The organism is Mesorhizobium sp. M0208 (assembly GCF_040322015.1).
Classification (GTDB): domain Bacteria; phylum Pseudomonadota; class Alphaproteobacteria; order Rhizobiales; family Rhizobiaceae; genus Mesorhizobium.
The window spans coordinates 1-20,883 of the sequence record NZ_JAMYSP010000038.1 but is presented as its reverse complement, the minus strand read 5'-3'; the positions used below and the strand labels follow the sequence as shown (position 1 = coordinate 20,883).

Below are 20,883 nucleotides of genomic sequence, written 5' to 3'. Positions count from 1 at the left end.
CGCACCATCCTTGCGGGTACGGCTTGCGATGCATACTGACGGTCGAGGGCTTAATGTAACCAAATCAACGGCTCGGCGTTTCGGTCAGCGCCGTTGCAATGAGCGAAGCCATAACCTCTGTCACGAGCATAGACTGGCAATTTCATGAGTCGCAATTTTCTGGTGATCGAACCTGAGGAAGGCATTGCCGTGCTCAAGGGGCTTGCCTCCTCGGCGCGGATCTCGATGCTGAAACTGCTGCATGAGAAGGGGCCGATGAATGTCAACGAAATCGCCGCCGTGCTGTCGCTTCCGCAGTCGACCGTCTCGACCAACATCCAGGTGCTGGAGGATGCGGGGCTGATCCGCACCGAGAGAGCGAAGAAAGGCAACCGGAAAATCTGCTATCCGACCGCCGAAAAAGTGCTCGTCGTGTTCAAGAGCGAATATCGTGCGGTCAAGAACGACGCGATCGAAGTGTCGATGCCGATCGGGCTTTATACCGGCTTCGAGGTTACCGCGCCCTGCGGCCTTTGTTCGCCGGACGGCATCATCGGTCTGCTCGATGTGCCGAACACTTTCCTCGATCCGGACCGCATGAAGGCCGGTCTGCTATGGTTCACGCGCGGTTTTGTCGAATACCAGTTCCCCAACAATGCCAAGCTCGCCAATGCCGAGATCACCGGACTCGAAGTTGCGATAGAGCTGTCTTCGGAAGTGCCGGGCACCAGCGCCGATTGGCCCTCGGACATCACGCTGACGATCAATGGCGTCGATGTCGGCACCTGGACGTCGCCGGGGGATTTCGGCGACAAGCGCGGCGTCTTCACGCCCTCCTGGTGGAAGCTCAAGGGCTCGCAATACGGTAAGCTGAAGAACTGGCGAATTGCCAATGACGGCACCTATGTCGACGGCCTCAGGATTTCCGAAACCGGCCTCGCCGCACTCGATCTGAAGAGCCATCATTCAATCCGCGTCCGTATCGGCGTCAAGGACGACGCCAAGCGCCCCGGCGGGATCAATATTTTCGGCAAGGGCTTTGGAAATTACGATCAGGACATCCTGCTCAGGATCAAAACCGCGTGAATCGACTGGCCGCGTTGCTGCGCTCAGTTACAGTTCATTGCTAGGCTAGGCTTGCAGCTGGCACCGCCGTCCATGAGGCGACCGGCTTGCCTGACGTGTATAGATCCCTCGTCGCAAGCTTTGCCCACTGGCTGCGAATCCCCTGCTACCCTCAATCACCAGTACAAAGGGATCCGTCCCACCAACCAACAGCCAGAGCATCCTCCGTTCCGGCAAATGCCGGAACTTACCATCTAGGCAACTCTCGAAAGTATGTGCCGATCCAAGTCGCACTTGGCCAAGCCGTATCGCCAGCGGTGGTTCGTCGTCTCGCGTCTGCTCTGGTAGAACAAAGTCAATTGCCGGCCTTCGATCATTACGGTCGAATGGCCATTCTCGCCGGGCTCACCAGGGTCGAGAACGGGGCCAACGGAAACGTAGGGACCCTTGACGTCATCGGCGATGGCGAAGAAGACGCGCTGCCGGCTGCCGCGCGGACCTTCGGGGAGGAAGCAGGTGGCGTTGAGAAGCACACGCCCGTCCGGCAGCTCGACGAGCTGCGCGCCTTCGATCCCCCATTCGTAATCGGGGTGCTCGCGCGCATTGTGATGTGGCACGTCGAGATGATCGAGTATCTTGCCGAGACGTTTCCATGGCCCGAACCAGGAATCGGATTGGCTGCGCGCCAGATAGACATCAGGCTGGGGCACCCTGGTGAATTTGGGCATGCCTGAATAGACGATATAGCGCTTGCCTCCGACGATTGCGGGGTGGGGATCGTAGATGCCGTCCTCATCGGTGTCGGGCAGCGACAATATCGCCGGATTGAGCACCACCCAATGAAAGCCGTCATTGGACACCGCGTGCTCGCAACGTCCGCCGGACTTCATGAATTCGGTCTGGATAAACATGTGGAAGACGCCGCACTCATGAATGACGCCGGGCGCCGCAATGCCAGATCCGGTTACCGGCAAAACGATCGCCTCGTGCTCTGTCCAGGGCCCATAAAGATCCGGCGCTGTGGCGTGGAGGATTTTCCAGCTCTCTGTTGTGACGGTGCCGCTGGAGCCGAAGACGTGCCAGAGCGTGCCGTCGAACACCGGACAAGGGTCCTTCAGATCATCCACAACCTGCGGGTGAAACAATGGAAAGACGTTGGTTTCAAAGTCGATCTTCATTCGCCAGCCATCCCTCGATTCGTCTCGGTCTCCATTCAAATGAACCACCGGCGCGGCTCAGATGAATCGATTCCAAGCGTATTTATAGCTCCGCTGATGAACGGTTGTTGAACGATTGAAGGATTTGAACCGCTCTGTGGCAAAGGGCCACATTTGGGGAGCCCGACCTGACGCGAGGGGCTTCATCATGTGGATCGAATGGGGGCGGCCGGCTCGCTCCTTCTCTGTCGAGCCGTCGCAAGTGGAGCGGACGGCTGGTCTCGCCCGAGACAGTTTGGAGCTATGGAACAACTTATCGGGATGGAAGTTATATAGAAGGCTGCGAACTTCATGTCAAAGCTGCCTCGATTGACTTTTGTTAGTCGAGGCATTTTGTAACTATATCGAAGGATAATCTACATGGAAATGGCGGCGGGCCGGGCCAAAACACCAAAAAACCCTGTACAACCGTCTATTTTAATTTGCTTTTCACACCTCCGATGGAACTTCGTATATCAGAGACCACAACACATTCTGACCCTGGCGTCAAAACAGCAACAGCTAATTTACTTCGAAGAGCCGATCTTCGATGAGAGGCGCCACCCTTCGATGCGGGTGCACAATATTACCCCCAAGATCAGAATAGTGACGCCGCTGATCCCAGTTGGTACTTCCGCGACCAGGGCGGACGCAATCCAGCGCAGGTTCGTCGATCAGATTCTCGCCTCCACGCCGCATGACCGATTGACGACCTGGTATTACACGCCCATGGCGCTACGCTTCAGCGATCATCTCGCCTGTGACGTCTGCGTCTACGACTGCATGGATGAACTCTCCGCGTTCAAAGACGCTCCCGCAGAGTTGACGCAGTTGGAAAAGGCGCTGTTGCAACGTGCCGATGTCGTCTTCACGGGCGGGCAGAGCCTCTACGAGGCCAAGCGCAGCTTGCATCGGGCGATCTTTCCCTTCCCGAGCAGCATCGACGTTACCCATTTCCATCAGGCTAGGGCGCCAGGTGAAGACCCGTTCGATCAGGCCGACATACCTCACCCGAGGGTGGGGTACTTCGGGGTCATCGACGAACGGCTCGACCTTGAACTTATCGCGCATGCGGCTGCGGCAATGCCAGACGTGCATTTTGTCATGCTCGGCCCTGTCGTCAAGATCGATCGGGCGAGCCTTCCCACGGCAGGCAACCTGCATTGGCTGGGCGGCAAGTCCTATGCAGACCTGCCGAACTATCTCAGGCATTGGAGTGCCGGCTGGATGCCGTTCGCGCTCAACGAAGCGACCCGCTACATCAGCCCGACCAAGACTCCCGAGTTTCTTGCGGCAGGACTGCCGGTGTTGTCCACGGCGATCGTCGACGTTGTGCGTACCTACGGCGTCGAAGGCCTTGTCGAGATTGTCGAGGCGGAGGACATCGAGGCCAAGCTTCGCTCGATCCTGGCCCACCCCCGCGATTTCCTGGTGAAGAAAGCCGACGCCTACCTCGCCGACATGTCCTGGGAGAAGACCTGGAGCGCGATGGCTGCCCACATCGAGCGCGCCCATGCGATGAAGAGCGTCGTCCCATTCCTGAGGAGGGCGTGAGCGTGTTCGACTGGTTGATCGTAGGGGCCGGTTTCGCCGGCAGTGTGCTGGCCGAGCGTATCGCATCGCAACGGCAGGAAAGCGTCCTGATCATAGACCGACGAAATCACGTCGGCGGAAATGCCTATGACTGCTACGACGAGGCGGGAATACTAATTCACCGTTACGGGCCTCACATCTTTCACACCAACGCCCAATCGATCGTCGACTATCTGTCGCAATTCACGCAATGGCGGCCTTACGAACATCGTGTGCTGTCGCTTGTCGATGGAAAGCTGCTGCCGATACCGATTAATCTCGACACCATAAACCGCCTCTACGGCCTTGAATTGACGTCCGAGCAGCTGCAGGACTTCTTCGCTTTCCGACGCGAAACGGTCAAAGAAGTCCGCACCGCCGAGGACGTCGTGGTGAGCACAGTAGGCAGAGAGCTCTACGAGAAATTCTTCCGCGGCTACACGAGGAAGCAGTGGGGTGTCGACCCTTCCCAGTTGAGCAAGTCAGTGACGGCGCGAGTCCCGACCCGGACCGATCGCGACGATCGGTATTTTGGCGACAGCTTCCAGAACATGCCGGCAGGCGGGTATACGCGCATGTTTCAGCGCATGCTGGATAGTCCCAAGATCAAGATCATGCTGCAGACCGACTACCGCGAAATTCGCGACAAGATCCCCTTCCAGCAGATGATCTATACCGGTCCGATCGACGAGTATTTCGACTGGAAGCTTGGTCGCTTGCCCTACCGTTCGCTGCGCTTTGAGCACACGACGCTTGATTGCGAGCAGTTTCAACCGGTCGCCGTCGTCAACTATCCGCAGACGGAAAAATACACACGGATCACCGAGTACAAGCATCTGACCGGTCAGCAGAGTCCGAAGACCAGCCTCACCTACGAATACCCCACCGACGTCGGAGATCCTTATTACCCGGTGCCGCGGGCCGAAAACGAGGCTTTGTACAAACGATACGAAGCTTTGGCCGCGGCGTGCCCGGAGGTCTGGTTCGTCGGACGTCTTGCAACATATCGCTATTACAATATGGATCAGGTGGTCGGCCAGGCATTGGCTACGTTCGGGCGCATTCAGACACGCCTGCCAGCAAACGGGATGCTCGTCACGCCGACGCAGCGCGAGGCGGCCGAGTGAATGATGCGCCGGCCTGACCGGCGTCGGGCGACCCACGGCCAAAGAGACCAACGATGTTTCTCGGCTTCTCGGCGAACAGCTCTAGATATGCTGTGCTGTTGATGCAGCTGAAAAGCGCGCACTGTTCGTATCAGCGAGGCTATAGCGCGCTTGCTTGTTGTTCCTCAAACGCCAAGAACGATTGGCGCTGGCGCTCCAACTCGTCCGCAAGTGGCTTGCGAACAGTGCGCGAGCCGTCCGCATGAATGGTGGAGAACAAGCCGACTTCGGCGTGGCGCGAATTGTCCCAACCTGGGTAGGCCGTCACCGGGTACAGGCATATACCCTGAACAGGTGCACCGAGGCTCGTCGCATCGCGCACTTCGTCGCAAACGTAGTGAAGCCAGGCTGGCCGGCCTGAACCTTCGGCGCCGGTCTCGGCGATGAACATCGGCTTCTTGTATCGTTCGGCGACCTCGACCAGCATTTCCGAAAGTGCACGGTATTCGTGGTGCCCCATCGGTATCGTTGGGCCATTCAAGTACCATTGGTTGTGCGGATAAAAGTTGAGGCCGATGACGTCCACAACGTCCTCGCTGCCGCCCAACTCCGGTTCCACGCGCCCGATCAGCATGTCATACGCCTCGAATTGGCCCTGGCGAGCATTTTCGGCGCGCCGCCGCTCGGGGTGAGTACGGTCACGAGGAGCAATATGGATCAGCGGTTCAGCCCAGATGAACCTGCAGCCGGGTTCGGCCTCCCGCATGGCCCTCACGCCGGCGACCGCTGCCCTGACAAGGTGTCGTTTGAACCATCCACGCTTGTTCGGCCCGACGCGGGGGAAATAGCCGACCTCCACAGCCCATGCAAAAAACGAAATCTCGTTGATCGGGCACACCAGGGGAGCCACCCCGGTAGCGGAGCGATGAACCCGAACAGCTTCCGCGGCGAAACGGACGTAGGCCTTGATAAACCCCGGGCCACCTTGGTCGATATGGTCTGGCGAGCCATAGTGGAAGATATCCCAGATAATCTGCACCCCGGCCGCCTGGGCTGCTTCGATCGCCGACGTCCAACTCGACCAGTCGAAGACTCCGGGCGCTGTTTCAATCAGGTGCCAGCGCAAGCCGTCGCGGATCGTCCGAAGCCCAAGCTCGGCACAACGGCGATAGTCGGCATGTGCATGGATGTCATGTGAGGTCGCGCGGATCAGATCAAGACGGGCCCCGTCGGCGCGCCTGTGGGAGGAACACTCGAAACCAGCCATGAAAAAGCTGTCGAACCCGGAAGAGCCTGCCGTGGGCCGACGAGCGGTATCCTCGTTCATACCAACATCCTGTCGCCCAAGGCGTGGGCAAGTAATCGCATTCGCAGTCCCCCATTGGTCAGTTCCGGTGGCCTAGTCGAAACCGGTCGGCCACCACCACGTCGACGGCTCGGCGGCTGCGGTGTACACGTGTGCCTGGATTGGCGAATACAACCAAGCTCCAATCCCGTCTGCCGGGGGCCGCGGTCGCGTCGATTCGATCCGAAGTTATGCGGCCTGTTGCATCGCCCGTTCGTTGACGCCTGTTTCGCCTAGTCGGGTGAGCGCCTCATCGGTTGCTTTTTCTTCCTTGAGCGTCTGTTCGAGTAGCGGGACGGCGTCTTTCAAGCCAAGTAACCCGGCCCATGTGACAAGAGTCCCGTAGCGCGCTATTTCATAATGTTCGACGGACTGGGCTGCAGCCACGAGACCCGCGTCCAATGCCGGAGCCTCCTCGAATTCCTCCAAAATCTCCTGTCCTTCTTCGATGATGCCGTCGATCGCCGGGCACGTTTTCCCTTGGGCTCTCTTGCCAAAGGCGTCGAAAACTTGCTGCAGACGCTCGATCTGCCCTTCCGTCTCGTCACGATGTTTTTCGAACGCCGCCTTCAACTCTTCGGACTCCGCGCCCTTTGCCATTTTCCGGAGCGCCGTCAGAATCTTGCGTTCGGCGTAGTAGATGTCTTTCAGACCATCATAGAAAAGGTCTTCCAAGCCCTTGGAGCTGCCCTGAGAGCTTTTTTTCGTCGCCATTGTCATCTCCTCTTTCATTTCTATCGACGCATGCATGGCTCTAACTGGACCAGTCTCTTGTTGTTCCTTCGGCGACGGCACACCGGCAGCCAACAGCGAGCGACGGTCGGGTTGACCGCTGATTTCAGTCCGCCGCGCCAGCAGCGGCTTGAGCATCTCGGCTGCGCTCCATTGCGGAAGTTCCGGAATGAGGATCGTCTGCCTGAAGGGTTTCCGCTGTCATCGAGTCCTTGCGGCCGCATTTTTCGCAACGGACCTTTGCCCGCACCTGATCAAGGTTCCCGATCTCTTCTCGGAGTTCGAGAGGGTTGGAGAAGCGCTTAAGGCGTTGGCGTCCCGGATCATTGCAAATTACATGGCCGGACTAGTGGACGAGGAAGAACTACTGTCGGCTTCCCGGCAGGCGCTTGGACGGCAAGTGCAGACCTGAGCGAATCCCCTGGCTAGAATTGGTCCGGAACCGTACAATAGCAAATCGTCAGCAATACAACATGGCCGCTGACGCTTGGGAGCGACTGTCGCACTCTTGGCCCAATACGAGGCATTGGTGTAATGGCGGAAGAACAAGGGCGGCTCGGCCCGAAATCTGAAATCGTCAGCGAGCTCGCGCGAGAGTCAGGCGTATCCGAACACCACATACGCGAGATAATGTCGCTGGTCGGCTTCGATCGCGGCTCAATCCTGAGGGAAGCTCGTCTCCTCAAAAAGAACAAGTAGGGCCGGCGGTTTTGCACGGCGTCGGCGGCATCTGGTCCACCGGAAATGCATTCTGGGCCGAAGCATCCTTCTGGTTGCTCAGCTTTGTCCTGTTGATGAGCGCTGCCGCGGCGCTGGCCGGCTTTACCGATTTTCTTGGAAATTCAAGGGTGCGGTCCATCAATCCAGCGTGGCACCATATGGTCGGCAATGTCGTGGCCATGGTGCTGGCGCTGGCCAGCTTCATGCTGCGCCTAAGCGCCGGTGCCGCCGAGGGCGCCTTGCCCTGGGGCCTGGCGCTATCAACGATTGTCGTTCTGCTGCTCGTCTACACCGGCTGGAAAGGCGGAACGCTTGTCTACGAACACAGGGTAGGCGTCCATCCCGAAGAGGGTGAGGATCTCAACTCCCGCCCGGAATTATCCCGATAGGTTGACGAATGGCCGAACTGCGGGGAGCCGTCGTCGTGGTCGCCGGCGCCTCGAGTGGCATCGGCAGAGCGACTGCTCTGGGTTTGGCGCGCAAAGGCGCACGGCTAGTGCTGGTCTCAAGAAACGTGGACGCACTCGACAAGGTGGCCAAGGAGTGCGCCGGCTTGGGCGGTGAGGCGCTGACCTTTGCCACCGATATGGCGGACGATGCGGCCCGTGGAGAATGCGCAGCTTTGCCGTGTCGCGTTTCGGCAGGATCGACGTGTGGGTGAATTGCGCCGCAGTCCTGCTTTTCGGCCGCTTCGAGGAAATCCCGCCGCATGTGTGATCAGGACGTTTCTGGTGGATGGCGCCGGTACTGAACAAAGCTTGTGACCAGTCGGATGCGGTGAGTGGAAGAGCCCGCCGGCTTCCCCAGCCCCCTTGGGGTGCAACCTGTAGTGAATGGACTGGAAGACAATCTTGCCGTCCTGAATGACGGAACTGTCGGCGCCCTCAATGGCGTCGGACCTGGACGAAGTTGCCGACCAGATCAGCAGTGCATAGGGGCCGCGGACCTGTTTTGCAATGTAGTTGAACTCACCTTGAGGCAGCTGCTCGCGCAGGCGTTTGGACGACAGGCGGACGGCATCATGGCCTCTAAATTCGAATTCGCGGTCAAGAGGACCACGTCCACAGCATAGTTGCGCCTAAGATCCTCCTCGATGTCGCCAGCGGCGCGAAGCCTCAGATGGTCTTCGAAAACCCCCTCTGCGGCCGAGTACGTCATGTCTCCTTTGCAGTACCGGAAAGGCCGTGGACAGCCGTCTCGTCCTTCGCGATGCTGAACGGATGCGACCGCGGTTTGTTCCTGAGGCCAACATGCGCTGGAGCCGGATTGCCTTGCACCCCCGATCACAAACGAATGAGAACATTCAATCGGGGTCCTCATGGCTTCCGCCATCGACATTCTGGCATGCTGACCAGCGACGAGGTCGGCAATTGTCCAGGACTAGAGCGGCCGGCCAGGTGCGCTTGCAGCGGTGCCGGGGGGACCTCACGCTCCAAGGCCGTCTTGGCCTTCGCCAGCGACAACCACAAGGCCTGCAAAAAAGCTTCATCTGCTTGCGGTGTTAATCCGACCTCCTTGCAATGTTCAACGATCCTGTCCTGAATCGACACTGCGGTTTCATACCGTTGGACAACCCTTGCCAGAACGTCCTGACAGGTGCCAATCGCCACCTCCCGAATGTGGTCAGCGACGGGAGAGAGGGCAGCACGGGTGACATCATGAGCAACGGGGCGTCCCGATCAGTCGGATGTATTCCGCCTCGGGCTGGCCATAAGAACGATCCGCCAACGCGCGTCTATAGCAATAGCTTCAGCCTTCAATTGAACAAGCAATCGTGCGGTCCTCACCCATGACCAGGGCTGATCCGGTCATACCGTCAAAGCCAATAATGCCAACCTCGGCCTCGACCTCAGCCCGAAGCTTCGCCACCATTGACCCGAGACCGCTCTCGAAGAAATCGAGGTGTCAATCGGGACCGAGGCCTGCTCCAGGTGCGTCGTCGGTCCCAAGTGACGGCCTTCGAGGTGAGGCTGCAGCAATGTGAGATCCGGCGCGCTCAGGCGAGATGCTGCTAACAAGCAGTGTCCACCTCTACCGGTCGAAGGTTGCCTTCGCAATCTGGTGTGCGTCTTTTGTCGAAGCATACGGCCCCAAACTGATTCATCCTCTGGGGAAGCCAAGCGGTATCGACGCTGCCTGAAAACTTACGCGCAAGCGCCGCCGCAACAGTTCGTTCTTGAACGAGGTTTCCATCTGCGCTGTCTCCCGATCGGGGCGGAAGCGCGATGGTCGCTCACAGCTGACGACGCCCTAACAATTGTCGACAGTCAGGGGAAAGTATACCTAAAAGGGCCGGGAGTCTCAAAAAGCTACTATGCTGACCAGAGAAGCTCGTCAGTTTGGCGATCATCAAGCGATACGGCGACCGTGGTTGGGTGCCGACAGCCGACTGTGCTGGCACATCGGAGTGTAGGAATTTGCCTACCAGAAAGAAAGACAAGCCAGAGACGAGCGCACCTCGGATGCTGCACGAGGATTGACCGACATTGAGCGTGCGGCACGAGACGGCCGCGGCCGACGTCACAGCAAGTACGGCCTTCAGGCGCTGCTCCCGAAGCCGCGGTCTTTGCCGTATTCCAACAGAAAAAACCCGCCTCGACTGCCGCTGAGCGCGCGCATCCCCGCCTCTGGAACGCTTCAAATACTTTGCCGTTGTTAAAGGCACCTGCAGGAGCCAGGCATGAGAGTATTCCAACGAATTTTGCCGCTCGCCGTGTTCGCCTTGCAGCTTTTTGCCGTGCAGTCATTTGCTCAGACCGAGCAGCAAGATCTGCCGGGGCAAGGCGCATCATCGACAACCGAAGATGCCCAGGATGTCGGCGTCGACGTTTCGCTTGGCAGGCACGAAGTGAAACAGCAGATCGCACGGGAGCTTGGAATCTCCGAGGTGGAAGTGCCTCTGGCAGTTCATGTGCCTATCGAGCTCGCCAAGCGGGTCTGCGAGAAAGAGGTATTCGACGCACGCGCCAATGTGAACCGAAGCTGCACCGCGACGAAATACATCCCGGAAATTGCCGAAGCAGCACGAAATCGTCCGCAAACCTCTGCCGTTCCGGAGCAATAGGCGAAGACGAATACTATGGGATAAAGAAGGGGTGCTTGGCTACTCTGGGCGATCGACAAAGCGAGCTGCGGTCGCGCTCAGAGGAGAGCCGCGCTGTATTGCCGATAGCGCGCTAGAGCGATTCGAAGCCCTACGGCAACCGGCAGTTGGACTGACACCAAGTTGGCTCCGAGAGCGTTGGGAACAGCCTTGCACGGCACGTTGCTCAGTTTGGACCTTCGCAAAGGATGCATGGAATGGCGAAAGACGTTTCTCGCGAGGAAGAGCAACGCGGCACCGGAAAGGTCCTCATCTGGGGCGCCGCGATCGCCCTTGTTCTCTTTGTTGCCCTGCTGGCCATATTCGTTCTGGGGTAGTCCTGATTGCTGCAGCAGGATCAAACTTGGGTGCACGAGGTTGTGAGCCTAGAGAGCTGCAGAGCCTACTTGGATCTTGAGCACCGTGGGGTTGAATGCAAGCTCCCGTGTGGTGCAAGTGACTGCTAGGCTTTCGTGGTTTTTGGTGTCCTCTTCGGTTTAGATGAAAGCAAAAGAAACCACGCGTGCCCCACTGAAAGCACAAGCAAGCGCAAAGGTTCCTGAACTGATGCTCGGCTGGCGGGAACTTGCTCGCCAGCCGAGTTGAGTTCAGGCGGTGGTCGGGGGAGATCAGCCAGCCACACGCTGGTGATTCCAACCTGAGCCGAGGTGCCAATCAGCAACCTTCGTCGGTCTTTTTCACCTGGCCCGGCGCGGCGGTGTTGGCTGTCGTGTCCTGCTGACCAGGCGCCGCCTGCTGAGCGCTGCCAGTCTGCTGGCCGGGCGCACAGTCCCTGGCCGAGTTCGGATTCGTGGTGCCGCTGGTGGTGGTCGTGTCGGTGCCCTGATCGCCGGACATGTTGGTGCCGCTGCTCGTCGTGCCGGTGCCCTGATCCGTCGTGCTGGGCATGGTTGTCGTGGTCGAGGTTCCGCTCGTCGAGGTTCCGCTCGAAGTTCCGCTCGAAGTTCCGCTGGTCGCCTGGGCAAAGGAAAGCCCGGCCGACACCGCCAGCACGGCCGAAGCCAAAAGGATGCGTTTCATCTTCTTTCTCCTGTCTGAATGCGCGGGATGCGCCTGGCAAATTGAACAGGCAGACAGAAGGAGTGTTCCCCGATGAAGTTCAACTTTTGTAACTCTGGCCGTAGGTCAGCCTTAGGATGGCCGGCGTATATTAGAAACCTCTTGACGGCGGCTCGAGTCGAAAAGCAATCAACGAGCGGAGAGGCCGTCGCGTTCCTTGTGACTGCGGTGGCGCGGTGAGGCACAAGGCTCAATGCGGAGCGCCAGCGGCCGCGATCAGCGCCTCGTCGAGAATCCACTTCAGCTTCGCCGAGCGCTGGTAGCTTCATCTGCTTGCCGTTCTTACTTGCCAGGAACGACATGCAGCGGTCGCAGTATGCCATGCGGGACCTTCAATATGTCGCCGTATGTCGCCGCGTCGGATGGCCAGGAAGCGGCCAGTGCCAGTTGGACTTTGTGATGGAGCGGCGCAGCGGCGAGCGTCCACGGGCCGTTTTCCTTGCGCCGGTCTTCCGCGATCTTGGCCTTTTCCACGCATCGCTGCAGGATTTTTCGCGAGGTGAATTGAGACCCGCCACGACACTGGTCCTCGGCGACGGTCAAGGCCCGTTCGGCGGGCTCTACTCCGGAACAATGTCCTCTTCTGAAAGTTTCCTTAGATAGCAAAGGAGATTCGAAATGTCAGAAAGCCGGGAATGGTTTGTCCAATGGCTTAGAGACGCTCATGCCATGGAAGAGCAGGCAGAAACGATGTTGAACGGGCAGTTGAGCCGTATCGAGAATTATCCCGAACTGAGCGACCGGATCCGACAGCACCTCGACGAGACCAAGCAGCAGGCTGCCCGGCTGAAGACTTGTCTCGATCAGATGGACGAGGGTTCATCCATGATGAAGGATGCTGGCGGTAAGCTGACGGCGATGGCGCAATCGCTGAGCGGCGTCTTCGCTGGAGACGAGGTGATGAAAGGATCGCTCGCGAGCTACACGTTCGAGCACATGGAAATCGCCTCCTACACGATCCTGATTGCCGCCGCTCGATCGCTCGGCGAAACCGAGGTTCTTCGGGCTTGCGAAGAGAATCTGCAAGAGGAAGTCGCGATGGCGGATTGGCTGAAATCCCGTCTTCCCTCCACGACCGAGCAGTTCCTTGCGCGGGCCGAAGCGGACAGCGACAGCGCCAAGCGGTGATCGGGTAGGAACGCAGTAACCGTGAACTGGGTGATCGGGATTCGTCCGCTAGCGCGTCCCCCTTTGTGAACGCTGGGCAACGAACACGCCTAGCAGGCGGTCGTCGAGTTGCGCATTTCGAGAAATTGCTACGACGAGTGATGCTAATATTGCGGCGTCGTCACTTAGAGAGTCAGAGCGTTCGCCTGCGCAAGCCTGGTCGAGTCGAAGCGTTCGCCTGCGCAAGCCTGGTCAAATACGCATTGGCAATAGCCAGATCGGAAGGGCTAGCGCAGCGCTCGGCGAGATCGAGTGGGCGTGTTAAAACGTTCGAAACGAGGTCGCGATAGCGGAATGCCCGAGAACGCCCCAGATGACTGAGCAGTTGCGTGCGCGGGCACCGGCAGCGCCAAGCCGGATCGGAGAAAGTTCGTCCTGACAGCGGACAGAGCGCGCCGTTGCGCTCACGTTATGGGGTCGGCAGCACTTGCACGGTTTTCGGGGTGAATTCTGCTTCAGCCGGTCGCTGGCGGTTTCGCTGAAGGCCGTGACCGATCATGCTCGAAGGGGTTGACCGCTTTGTCCGATCTTCTCCGCCGTGCGCATCGTCATCGCGCCGTCCGTGGTTCCAGAATATGCAATCCGGTGGCTGAACTCGTCGGGACTCGATAAATGTCAGCGCGGCATCATACTTTGCCTTCAGGACGACTGTTTCTCTGCAATGACCTCTGTCTACGCTCATCCAGTTCGGTCGGTGTCCATCTGCTCATTCAGACGTCGTTGATAGGCAAAGCCGACAGCCGCGGCGACTGCCAAACCCGCCGCCGCCAGAAGGAGTTTGTCCTCGGTATGCTCATTGCCCGATGCGTCTTGAACAGCTAACGAAGCTTCATCGAAGGGTGCGGATGCTTTTGCGACAGTCTCGCCCTGGTGCGGCCCAACGCCGCTATGGCGGATACCCGCAGCCAGACGTTCTGTCTTCTCTTTAACAGTTTCCTTGGCCACGCCGGTCAACTCGGCAGCTTCCCGTTTTATTTTGCCAGCCGTTTCAAGAGCGAAATCACTGACGCTTTCCGCCAAATCGCTAGATTGCTCCTTCAGGCGCTCCTTGGCGTACGATAGGTGATCAACCTGCTGCTCGCCGGGTGGCCGGGCTGAATTGGTCCGCAACAAGCTGATCAATCCCGCTCCGACGAGTGCGGTTGCGATCGGCGGATGGCGGAGGAAACGCCACCCCAAACCGGCCCCAATCGCCAAAGCAGCGCTCGGATTGGCAGCCGCCTTGGCCTTGAGATCGTCAATAATCGCCTGAGCCACCGATTGCATTGAGGCTCTTGCTTTCTCCACCAGGGCATCCTTTGCCTCAAGCGCTTCGTGTTTCAAATCATCGGTAAATTCGGAGAGCGTGTTTGGCGACCGAAGTGTCGACAAGTCCTCGGCGAGCTTAGCCCGGGCAGCCTCAACTTCGTATTCAAGATGCTCAAGTTGCGGATCGGCCATCATAAATCTCTCTTGCCACCGGGGCGGGCAGGTTTGCTCGACCGAGCGTTGCCCGACCGCTGCGATTTGGCCGTTATTCCTTCCGAAGGGGTGGCGCTGCCCGGTTGCAGCTTGGCGGCCGGAGTGGATGAACCGCTCGATCCACTTGGGCTTGGCGAAGGCGGCTGCACGGGTTCACTTGATTGCTCTTTTGACAAGGCGCTTCCAAAGGCGCCCGCAACGTCCCTTGCGACCTCCTTGAGTCCGTCCGAATTCAGCCCATGTTCCTCGGCGGCGCTTTTGAGCCGTTCGCCCGCCTTTGCTGTCGAGGACTTCAAGCGGTCCCCAGCTTTTTCAGCAGCATCCGTCAATCGCTCTCCTGCTGGGCCGAGCGTGCGCCTCTCGACATCGCTGGCCGGCAAAGCAGCAGCTATAGCGGCACCGGCTGCGAAGCCGGCCAGGACAAAAGCCAATGGCTGTTCTTCCACCATGCGGCCAATCGTGTCTTGGAACGATGATTGGGCTTGCTGCACCACGCGCCCTGACTTCTCGGATACGGAGCGACCGGCCCGTTCTGCGTATAACGCGGCGGATGATGCGTACTGACTTGCGGTTTCACTCACCTTCTCCCCAATGCCGGCTAAATTGTCGCGCATGGCCTCTGCTGTCTCGCTAGCCTCTTCCTGCGCTTTGGACGCCCCGCCGCTGGCGGTGCGTACGTGCGGAGCATTTTGGCGCCCGTCGGTTGCACCGGATTGCTCGCGATGCCCGGCACTTGAACTGCGGCTGCGCATTAGCAGCGCGCACCCTGCTGCGACGAGCAGAAGGCCTTCGGGATTGTTCCTAGCGGAGCTGAGAAGCCATTCTTTCGTTCCAAAATCCTGGACCTGTGAATTGCGGCTCATGTTAATTGCTCCTTGGTTGTCGCAACATCCTGCTTTATTTGGCTTATGGAGTGTGTCGGCAGAAGTTCTTTTTGCGCATCAGCGCGGCCCCGATAGTAGGCGAAAGCAGCGGCGAGGGCCGTTGCGGCCGCGACGATCAGACACGACCAGTGCAGGGCCATCCCTAAGCTGGCTATTCCAAGTACGAGGGCTTGCACTAGAAGCAGAGCGGCGACCACTCCCAGCACGCCAGCAGCAGACATCCACACACCTGCTTGGAGCTTCGTTGAGACGTTGGCGGACAGCTCCGCATGCGCCAGGCGCAACTCTTTTTGAAAGAGGTCCGCGACGTCCGCCAACACTGCCGACAGTGCTTGAGGGAGAGGCGAATTCTTCAGTTGTTCCGGTGCCATCAGATCAGTTCGCTCCCTGCCGCCTTCCCTTGATGGACTCTGGTGCGGGAGGCGCGCTCTTCAGTGTGCGGAACGTCAAAAAGCCCGCTACGGCGGCCAGCCCAAACACCAAACCCGGCTTGCGCCTCGCGAAATCGGACGCTGCAAGAACCAGCTGATCGACGGACCTGTCTCGCAGGTCGTCTGCGTATCCATCAAGCCTATTCGCGAAGGTGCGCACGACCCCAGCGACTATCGGTGCGTTTGCGTCGAGGTCCTCGGCCGCACGCTTGGTCGAACTCGCCAGTTGGCCCATCACCTCGGCGCCGCTGCCGACCTGACGGTCCAACATCTCCTTCACCTGATTGGTCACGGTGGACGCGCCACCAACGGCCGCCCGTTTGGCGGTTTCCGCTGCCCCTTGCGCTATGTCGGACGCTTTGGATAACGTGCCGCTTACGGTCGCTCCTATGTCTTCCGAGGTACCGTCACCAACTCTTACCGCAGTCGGGGGACGCCGTTCAGAATTCGCGGTTGTTCATGGTTTCCTCCATTCGAGGAGCAAACGGAGGTAAGGCCCGTTGGTTCCCAATGAGTGACTATCTGGGGTTTCAAGTTGCGTTTGCGAACTCGAGGCGCGCATCGCGTGCTTTTGCATTGGGAATGATGGGTAGCTTGCGGGCGGGCGCAATGCGAATGGTCATCTTTTCCTTTCCTGTCTGAAGGCGCGAGGGGATCATATCTGGCGACGGTGAGCGCGACGAGGAGAGGCTGGAGCGCGGACCTTCACGGCCGCCGCGCACCGGTCTTCGACCGCTGCGCCTGCCGCTGTCACTGGCGATCGGCGCCAACCCTACGAGTTTGGCGATGGCCTTATTGGAAAGGGTGCCAATCTCGGGCAACTCGGCCATCAGGAGTACGCGGGCGACACCGTTGACCGAACGGAAGACCTAATCGAGACAGGCCCACAGCGGGTCGTCGTCGCTAGCGAGGCGATCTCGACCTTCAAGTCGGCGGCTCTGACGCTTGAGCAGAACATGACCTCGTCGAGGCTGGCGAGGGGTTCGGCATCGGCGACGGCGCTTTTGCGTTGCTTCTGGATGGTGAGATCGCCAGTCACTTGGGCAAGCCGGGCGACCAGCGCCTTGAGCCGTTCTGGGCTACGCGCCGCGGCGTTGGTTACAGCCGCTTGACCATGGCGTCCAAAGTGATCTGCGCGCTACTCGTTGCGCTCGTCAAAACGCGACTGCTGGTCGGCGGCATCGGCCGATCCGCCCAGCGTGTCGGCAACCGTGGCACCTCGCGCACCCATCGGCTGCTGCGCACCTGTGGTGGTGTCCATCGCTGTCTGATGCTCCATCTCGGAATTCAGCTCCGCACCTACAACCAGGATAATCACAGAAATCCAAGTCCACATCATCAAGCCGATGACTGCCCCAAGAGCTCCATACGTGGCGTTGTAGTTGGCGAAGTTTTCAAGATAATAGGAGAAGCCTATCGAGACTGCGATCCAGACCACAGCGGCGAGGAAGGCGCCCCATGTCGCCCATTGCCACTTTGCCCTTTCCCGGCTGGGTCCGTAGCGGTAAATCAGCGTGATCCCGACGCCCACCATGATCAGCATCATCGGCCACCGAAAGATCCGCACAAGGGCTTCGGTCCAGCCGCCGAGGTTCAGCAGCGCAAGCACGGCCGGCACAATCCCCACCGAGATGATAAAGCCGATACCAATGAGGATGGCGCCAAGTGTGAAGCCCAAGGCCAGGAGATTCAGGTGGATGAAGCCGCGCTTTTCACTCTCCTCGTAGGCGATGTTCATGGCTTCGAATAGCGTCTTTATGCCGTTACTGGCGCTCCACAGTGCGACGGCAAGGCCGAAGATGAAGCCGAAGCTGAGCGCGCCAGCCTTCTGAGCGGCCAAGGACGCAAGCTGAGATCTGATAATATCCAGACCTCCCGAAGGCAGTACGCCGCCAAGGAACGCAATGTGCTCAGCGATGGTCTGAGGATCGGCGACGAAACCATAGATGGACACGAACGCGGCAAGCGCTGGAAAGAGGGCAAGAAGCAGATAGAATGCAGCCCCCGCCGCGATCAGCATAACACGGTCCTCGGTTACCTCAGCAAAGACCCGCCACAGCACGTCCTTCCAGCCGCGGCTGGGAATCTCTGACGGCCATTCGGCATTGCGTCCGCGGCTCTCCCGTTCGGCCCGCCGCTCAAGTTGCACTTGACCTTCGTAAGCGTCCTCGGTTGTTTTCTTCGACATGGCCGCCGGTCCGGAGCATCTTCTTCGCGGGGCAAACGTATAATAGCGCCAAAGGATGCAGGTGCAGACCTGCGCTTACAAATAAACATCCGCCGCCTGCAGCAACACCTGCGCCATCCCCACTTGGCCCTTCGGCTCCCATGCTCATCTGGCGGGGGATGCGACGGCTGAGCGTGCATCTTGTCGGGACGACGCAGCCTGATCTAAATCCTCATTGCGCTGGATCACTTTAACGACACCCACGTTACCAGCCATGATCTCGCTGGCGCCTGAACATCAGTTCGTCAACGCCGGAAGCATTCGGCTTCACGTCGTTCAGGCCGGGCCTGCTCTGGGTAAGCCGGTCATGCTCCTGCACGGCTTCCCGGACTTCTGGATCGGCTGGAGACGGCAGATCGGTACGCTCGCTTCCGCCGGATATCGGGTCATCGTTCCCGACCAGAGGGGCTACAACACCAGCGACAAGCCAGAGGGTATCAGCGAGTACACGCTCCCCAAGCTGCTCGGCGATGTATTCGCCCTGGCCGACGCGCTCGGCATCGGAAGGTTTCACCTCGTCGGACATGACTGGGGCGGCATCGTCGCTTGGGCCGCCGGGGCAAAGTTGCCTCATCGCCTGGACAAGCTCGTCATCCTGAATGCGCCCCATCCCGAGGTGCTGTTGACCCATGCCCTGCGATCTCCGACGCAGTTTCTGCGGAGCAGTTACGTGGTTTTCTTCCAGATCCCATTGCTGCCCGAAGCCGTTTTGGGTGCGCGGCGCTCCGCCTTGCTCGCACGAGCACTTAGGACATCCAGCCGGGAAGGCGCCTTCGAAGAAGAGGAGATTGCAGAATATCGGCAGGCTTGGGAGCGGCCGGGGGCGCTGACCAACATGCTCAACTGGTATCGCGCCTTGCCCTTTCGCCCGAGCTTGAAGGAGCGGATCACGACGCCCACTCTTGTTATGTGGGGGATGCAGGACCAGGCTCTGGAATCCGGGCTGGCCAAGCGCAGTCTCGCCCTTTGCGACGATGGCCGCGTGCAGACTTTCGAGAAAGGGACGCATTGGGTTCAACGCGAAGAGAGCAACGCGGTGAATGCGGCGCTTCTGGCATTCCTGGAGGGCTGAGGAACTCAAAAATGGATAGAAACTGGGGGCAGCGTCAGATGGAGCCGGAGGAGGCCTGCAGGGCATTCCTGGCTGCTGCAAAAGAGGAGGGGACATTACAACTAGCTAAGTTGGATTGCGGTATAAGGTTCTATTGTCTCCGACCAACACCGCGCTTTGCGGAGCCCGCCGTCAGCAAGGAGAGGCGACGGACCCCCGCCTTTGATACGCCTGTTCATGGCCTCCACGCTCATATCGGCGCAGCGGGCGCTCGACATCACTAGAGCTCATTGGCAAGCAGCCCGCCGATATACACTGGCAGTGTCCAGGCGTGGGCGTGGCCTTTCCGCTTGGGTATTATGGTGCGGCCTGCCCGATCGGCCGTCCCTCGATCGACCCTGAGTTGCTGATCCGCATGCGGATCGTCGGCAGCTCGTCCTCGACTCGATGCGCGAAGTCGTCGACGCCGTGCGCAAGCCTGGAGCTGTAGCGGCCTCGCCTGTCCCGCCCCGGTGTCATCGCTTCGCTGGCGCTAACGGTGAGACCGCATAGATCTGGTCCAGTATTTTCAGCATCAGAGCGTTGAGCTGGCGGGAACTTGCTCGCCAGCCGAGTTGAGTTCAGGCGATGGTCGGGGGAGACTGGCCAGCCACACGCTGGTGATTCCAACCTGTGCCGATGTGCCAATCAGCAACCTTCGTCGGTCTTTTTCACCTGGCCTGGCGCGGCGGTGTTGGCTGTCGTGTCCTGCTGACCTGGCGCAGCCTGCTGGGCGCTGCCAGTCTGCTGGCCGGGCGCGCAGTCTCTGGCCGAGTTCGGATTTGTGGTGCCGCTGGTGGTGGTCGTGTCGGTGCCCTGATCGCCGGACATGTTGGTCCCGCTGCTCGTCGTGCCGGTGCCCTGATCCGTCGTACTGGGCATGGTTGTCGTGGTCGAGGTTCCGCTCGTCGAGGTTCCGCTCGAAGTTCCGCTGGTCGTCTGGGCAAAGGAAAGCCCGGCCGACACCGCCAGCACGGCCGAAGCCAAAAGGATGCGTTTCATCTTCTTTCTCCTGTCTGAATGCGCCGGATGCGCCTGGGAAATTGAACAGGCAGACAGAAGGAGTGTTCCCCGATGAAGTTCAACTTTTGTAACTCTGGTCGTAGGTCAGCCTTAGGATGGCCGGCGTATATTAGAAGCCTCTTGAAGAAGACGCTGCCCGCACCAGAATCCATGGCATGGCTCGGGGAATAGGCATTGGTGACCAGGTGGCGATTACTGCCACGGTTCGAAGGCGGATAATAGAGGACCGCGTAACCGTCTCTTTCCCAGGTTACGACTTCCCACATTCCATCATCGAACACACCAAGGTGAACCGAGGCCAGCAAATCGACCTGAAAGGCGAGGTCACGCGCATCGACGAGGACACCGTGACGATCGAACTCGGGCCGCTGGTCACGGTCGACCGTGACAAGGTCCGGTTGGTGGAGAATATAGGCCGCCAAACCGACGAAAGGCACTTGTCGTTGCCCCGGATTAGAACCGACAACATCGCGACGGGCTATGAGGGCAGGCCGCATGACGGGCCGGTAGAGGACGAGTCGAAGCACTTGGTCTACTGCCCAGTCTGCGGCCAAACGTTCGACGCGCGCGATCTTGGACAGGTCTTCCACCACGCTGAGTCCCAGCACGAGCCGCTTCCGGTCGAGCAATAGTCCAGCTAGGGTCAGGACTCATTGATCCAGAAGATGAAGGCTGCAGCGAAGGCGATCGCCGACAGGAAGGTGTGAGCACATCGGTCGTATC

General features: G+C 59.3%; 21 protein-coding genes. 8 read left to right on the top strand and 13 right to left on the bottom strand.

Annotation, left to right across the window (positions count from 1 at the left end; all coding sequences use genetic code 11):
* Positions 1 to 144: 144 nt before the first annotated feature.
* The gene (locus NKJ17_RS27520) at positions 145 to 1,065 is read left to right on the top strand and encodes an ArsR/SmtB family transcription factor (protein WP_352690970.1); all 921 of its coding nucleotides are present in this window, start codon (positions 145 to 147) and stop codon (positions 1,063 to 1,065) included.
* A 233-nt stretch (positions 1,066 to 1,298) separates the two neighbouring features.
* Here NKJ17_RS27520 and NKJ17_RS27515 read toward each other — a convergent pair whose 3' ends face one another.
* On the bottom strand, positions 1,299 to 2,222 hold the full coding sequence (locus NKJ17_RS27515) for a glycoside hydrolase family protein (RefSeq protein WP_352467857.1): 924 nt from the start codon (positions 2,220 to 2,222) through the stop codon (positions 1,299 to 1,301).
* Between the two features lie 399 nt (positions 2,223 to 2,621).
* On the opposite strand from NKJ17_RS27515, the gene NKJ17_RS27510 reads away from it, so the two are divergent.
* Positions 2,622 to 3,794, top strand: a complete 1,173-nt coding sequence (locus NKJ17_RS27510; protein WP_352467856.1) for a glycosyltransferase family protein — start codon at positions 2,622 to 2,624, stop codon at positions 3,792 to 3,794.
* A 2-nt stretch (positions 3,795 to 3,796) separates the two neighbouring features.
* A complete protein-coding gene (gene glf, locus NKJ17_RS27505; RefSeq protein WP_352492345.1) occupies positions 3,797 to 4,939 on the top strand; it encodes a UDP-galactopyranose mutase in 1,143 nt (380 codons plus the stop codon).
* Positions 4,940 to 5,078: 139 nt separating this feature from the next.
* On the opposite strand, the gene NKJ17_RS27500 is transcribed toward glf, so the two are convergent.
* Together NKJ17_RS27500 and NKJ17_RS27495 are read right to left on the bottom strand one after the other, a co-directional pair.
* A complete protein-coding gene (locus NKJ17_RS27500) occupies positions 5,079 to 6,245 on the bottom strand; it encodes a glycoside hydrolase family 1 protein (protein ID WP_352690969.1) in 1,167 nt (388 codons plus the stop codon).
* A gap of 207 nt (positions 6,246 to 6,452) precedes the next feature.
* On the bottom strand, positions 6,453 to 6,977 hold the full coding sequence (locus NKJ17_RS27495) for a YciE/YciF ferroxidase family protein (protein WP_023677856.1): 525 nt from the start codon (positions 6,975 to 6,977) through the stop codon (positions 6,453 to 6,455).
* A 728-nt stretch (positions 6,978 to 7,705) separates the two neighbouring features.
* Between NKJ17_RS27495 and NKJ17_RS27490 the strand changes: the two genes are divergently transcribed.
* The 3 genes from NKJ17_RS27490 (at position 7,706) to NKJ17_RS27480 (ending at position 10,779) form a co-directional block, all read left to right on the top strand.
* The gene (locus NKJ17_RS27490; RefSeq protein ID WP_352690968.1) at positions 7,706 to 8,104 is read left to right on the top strand and encodes a DUF2231 domain-containing protein; all 399 of its coding nucleotides are present in this window, start codon (positions 7,706 to 7,708) and stop codon (positions 8,102 to 8,104) included.
* Between the two features lie 8 nt (positions 8,105 to 8,112).
* Positions 8,113 to 8,376: an SDR family NAD(P)-dependent oxidoreductase gene (locus NKJ17_RS27485; protein ID WP_352690966.1), complete on the top strand. Its 264-nt coding sequence runs from the start codon at positions 8,113 to 8,115 to the stop codon at positions 8,374 to 8,376.
* Between the two features lie 2,040 nt (positions 8,377 to 10,416).
* Positions 10,417 to 10,779 (top strand): hypothetical protein, encoded by a 363-nt coding sequence (locus NKJ17_RS27480; RefSeq protein WP_023677854.1) that lies wholly within the window; start codon positions 10,417 to 10,419, stop codon positions 10,777 to 10,779.
* Between the two features lie 693 nt (positions 10,780 to 11,472).
* On the opposite strand, the gene NKJ17_RS27475 is transcribed toward NKJ17_RS27480, so the two are convergent.
* Positions 11,473 to 11,838, bottom strand: a complete 366-nt coding sequence (locus NKJ17_RS27475; protein ID WP_352492307.1) for a hypothetical protein — start codon at positions 11,836 to 11,838, stop codon at positions 11,473 to 11,475.
* Positions 11,839 to 12,159: 321 nt separating this feature from the next.
* Positions 12,160 to 12,351, bottom strand: coding sequence for a hypothetical protein (locus NKJ17_RS27470; protein ID WP_023680339.1), 192 nt, complete (start codon positions 12,349 to 12,351; stop codon positions 12,160 to 12,162).
* Positions 12,352 to 12,495: 144 nt separating this feature from the next.
* Between NKJ17_RS27470 and NKJ17_RS27465 the strand changes: the two genes are divergently transcribed.
* The gene (locus NKJ17_RS27465; protein WP_352690964.1) at positions 12,496 to 13,005 is read left to right on the top strand and encodes a ferritin-like domain-containing protein; all 510 of its coding nucleotides are present in this window, start codon (positions 12,496 to 12,498) and stop codon (positions 13,003 to 13,005) included.
* A 717-nt stretch (positions 13,006 to 13,722) separates the two neighbouring features.
* Here the strand turns inward: NKJ17_RS27465 and NKJ17_RS27460 are convergent.
* The 6 genes from NKJ17_RS27460 to NKJ17_RS27435 all read right to left on the bottom strand — a co-directional run bounded on the left by NKJ17_RS27460 (position 13,723) and on the right by NKJ17_RS27435 (position 18,008).
* Positions 13,723 to 14,487: a hypothetical protein gene (locus NKJ17_RS27460; RefSeq protein WP_352467852.1), complete on the bottom strand. Its 765-nt coding sequence runs from the start codon at positions 14,485 to 14,487 to the stop codon at positions 13,723 to 13,725.
* Positions 14,484 to 15,368 carry a hypothetical protein gene (locus NKJ17_RS27455; RefSeq protein ID WP_352690962.1) on the bottom strand — a complete coding sequence of 295 codons (885 nt, stop codon included), beginning with the start codon at positions 15,366 to 15,368 and terminating at the stop codon, positions 14,484 to 14,486. Before NKJ17_RS27455 ends, NKJ17_RS27460 begins: the two co-directional genes overlap by 4 nt.
* Positions 15,365 to 15,760, bottom strand: a complete 396-nt coding sequence (locus tag NKJ17_RS27450) for a phage holin family protein (protein WP_352690960.1) — start codon at positions 15,758 to 15,760, stop codon at positions 15,365 to 15,367. The genes NKJ17_RS27455 and NKJ17_RS27450 overlap by 4 nt, the downstream gene beginning before the upstream one ends.
* Before the next feature lie 4 nt (positions 15,761 to 15,764).
* Positions 15,765 to 16,112, bottom strand: a complete 348-nt coding sequence (locus tag NKJ17_RS27445; RefSeq protein ID WP_352467850.1) for a hypothetical protein — start codon at positions 16,110 to 16,112, stop codon at positions 15,765 to 15,767.
* 238 nt (positions 16,113 to 16,350) lie between these two features.
* The gene (locus NKJ17_RS27440) at positions 16,351 to 16,650 is read right to left on the bottom strand and encodes a transposase (protein ID WP_352637597.1); all 300 of its coding nucleotides are present in this window, start codon (positions 16,648 to 16,650) and stop codon (positions 16,351 to 16,353) included.
* Between the two features lie 308 nt (positions 16,651 to 16,958).
* Positions 16,959 to 18,008: a YihY/virulence factor BrkB family protein gene (locus NKJ17_RS27435; protein WP_352467848.1), complete on the bottom strand. Its 1,050-nt coding sequence runs from the start codon at positions 18,006 to 18,008 to the stop codon at positions 16,959 to 16,961.
* 253 nt (positions 18,009 to 18,261) lie between these two features.
* Between NKJ17_RS27435 and NKJ17_RS27430 the strand changes: the two genes are divergently transcribed.
* Complete coding sequence (locus NKJ17_RS27430; RefSeq protein WP_352690959.1) at positions 18,262 to 19,119, top strand: alpha/beta fold hydrolase; 858 nt, start codon at positions 18,262 to 18,264, stop codon at positions 19,117 to 19,119.
* Positions 19,120 to 19,785: 666 nt separating this feature from the next.
* On the opposite strand, the gene NKJ17_RS27425 is transcribed toward NKJ17_RS27430, so the two are convergent.
* Both NKJ17_RS27425 and NKJ17_RS27420 read right to left on the bottom strand, forming a co-directional pair.
* Positions 19,786 to 20,139, bottom strand: coding sequence for a hypothetical protein (locus NKJ17_RS27425; protein WP_352456137.1), 354 nt, complete (start codon positions 20,137 to 20,139; stop codon positions 19,786 to 19,788).
* Positions 20,136 to 20,768 (bottom strand): hypothetical protein, encoded by a 633-nt coding sequence (locus NKJ17_RS27420; protein ID WP_352690958.1) that lies wholly within the window; start codon positions 20,766 to 20,768, stop codon positions 20,136 to 20,138. The genes NKJ17_RS27425 and NKJ17_RS27420 overlap by 4 nt, the downstream gene beginning before the upstream one ends.
* Between the last annotated feature and the right edge of the window lie 115 nt (positions 20,769 to 20,883).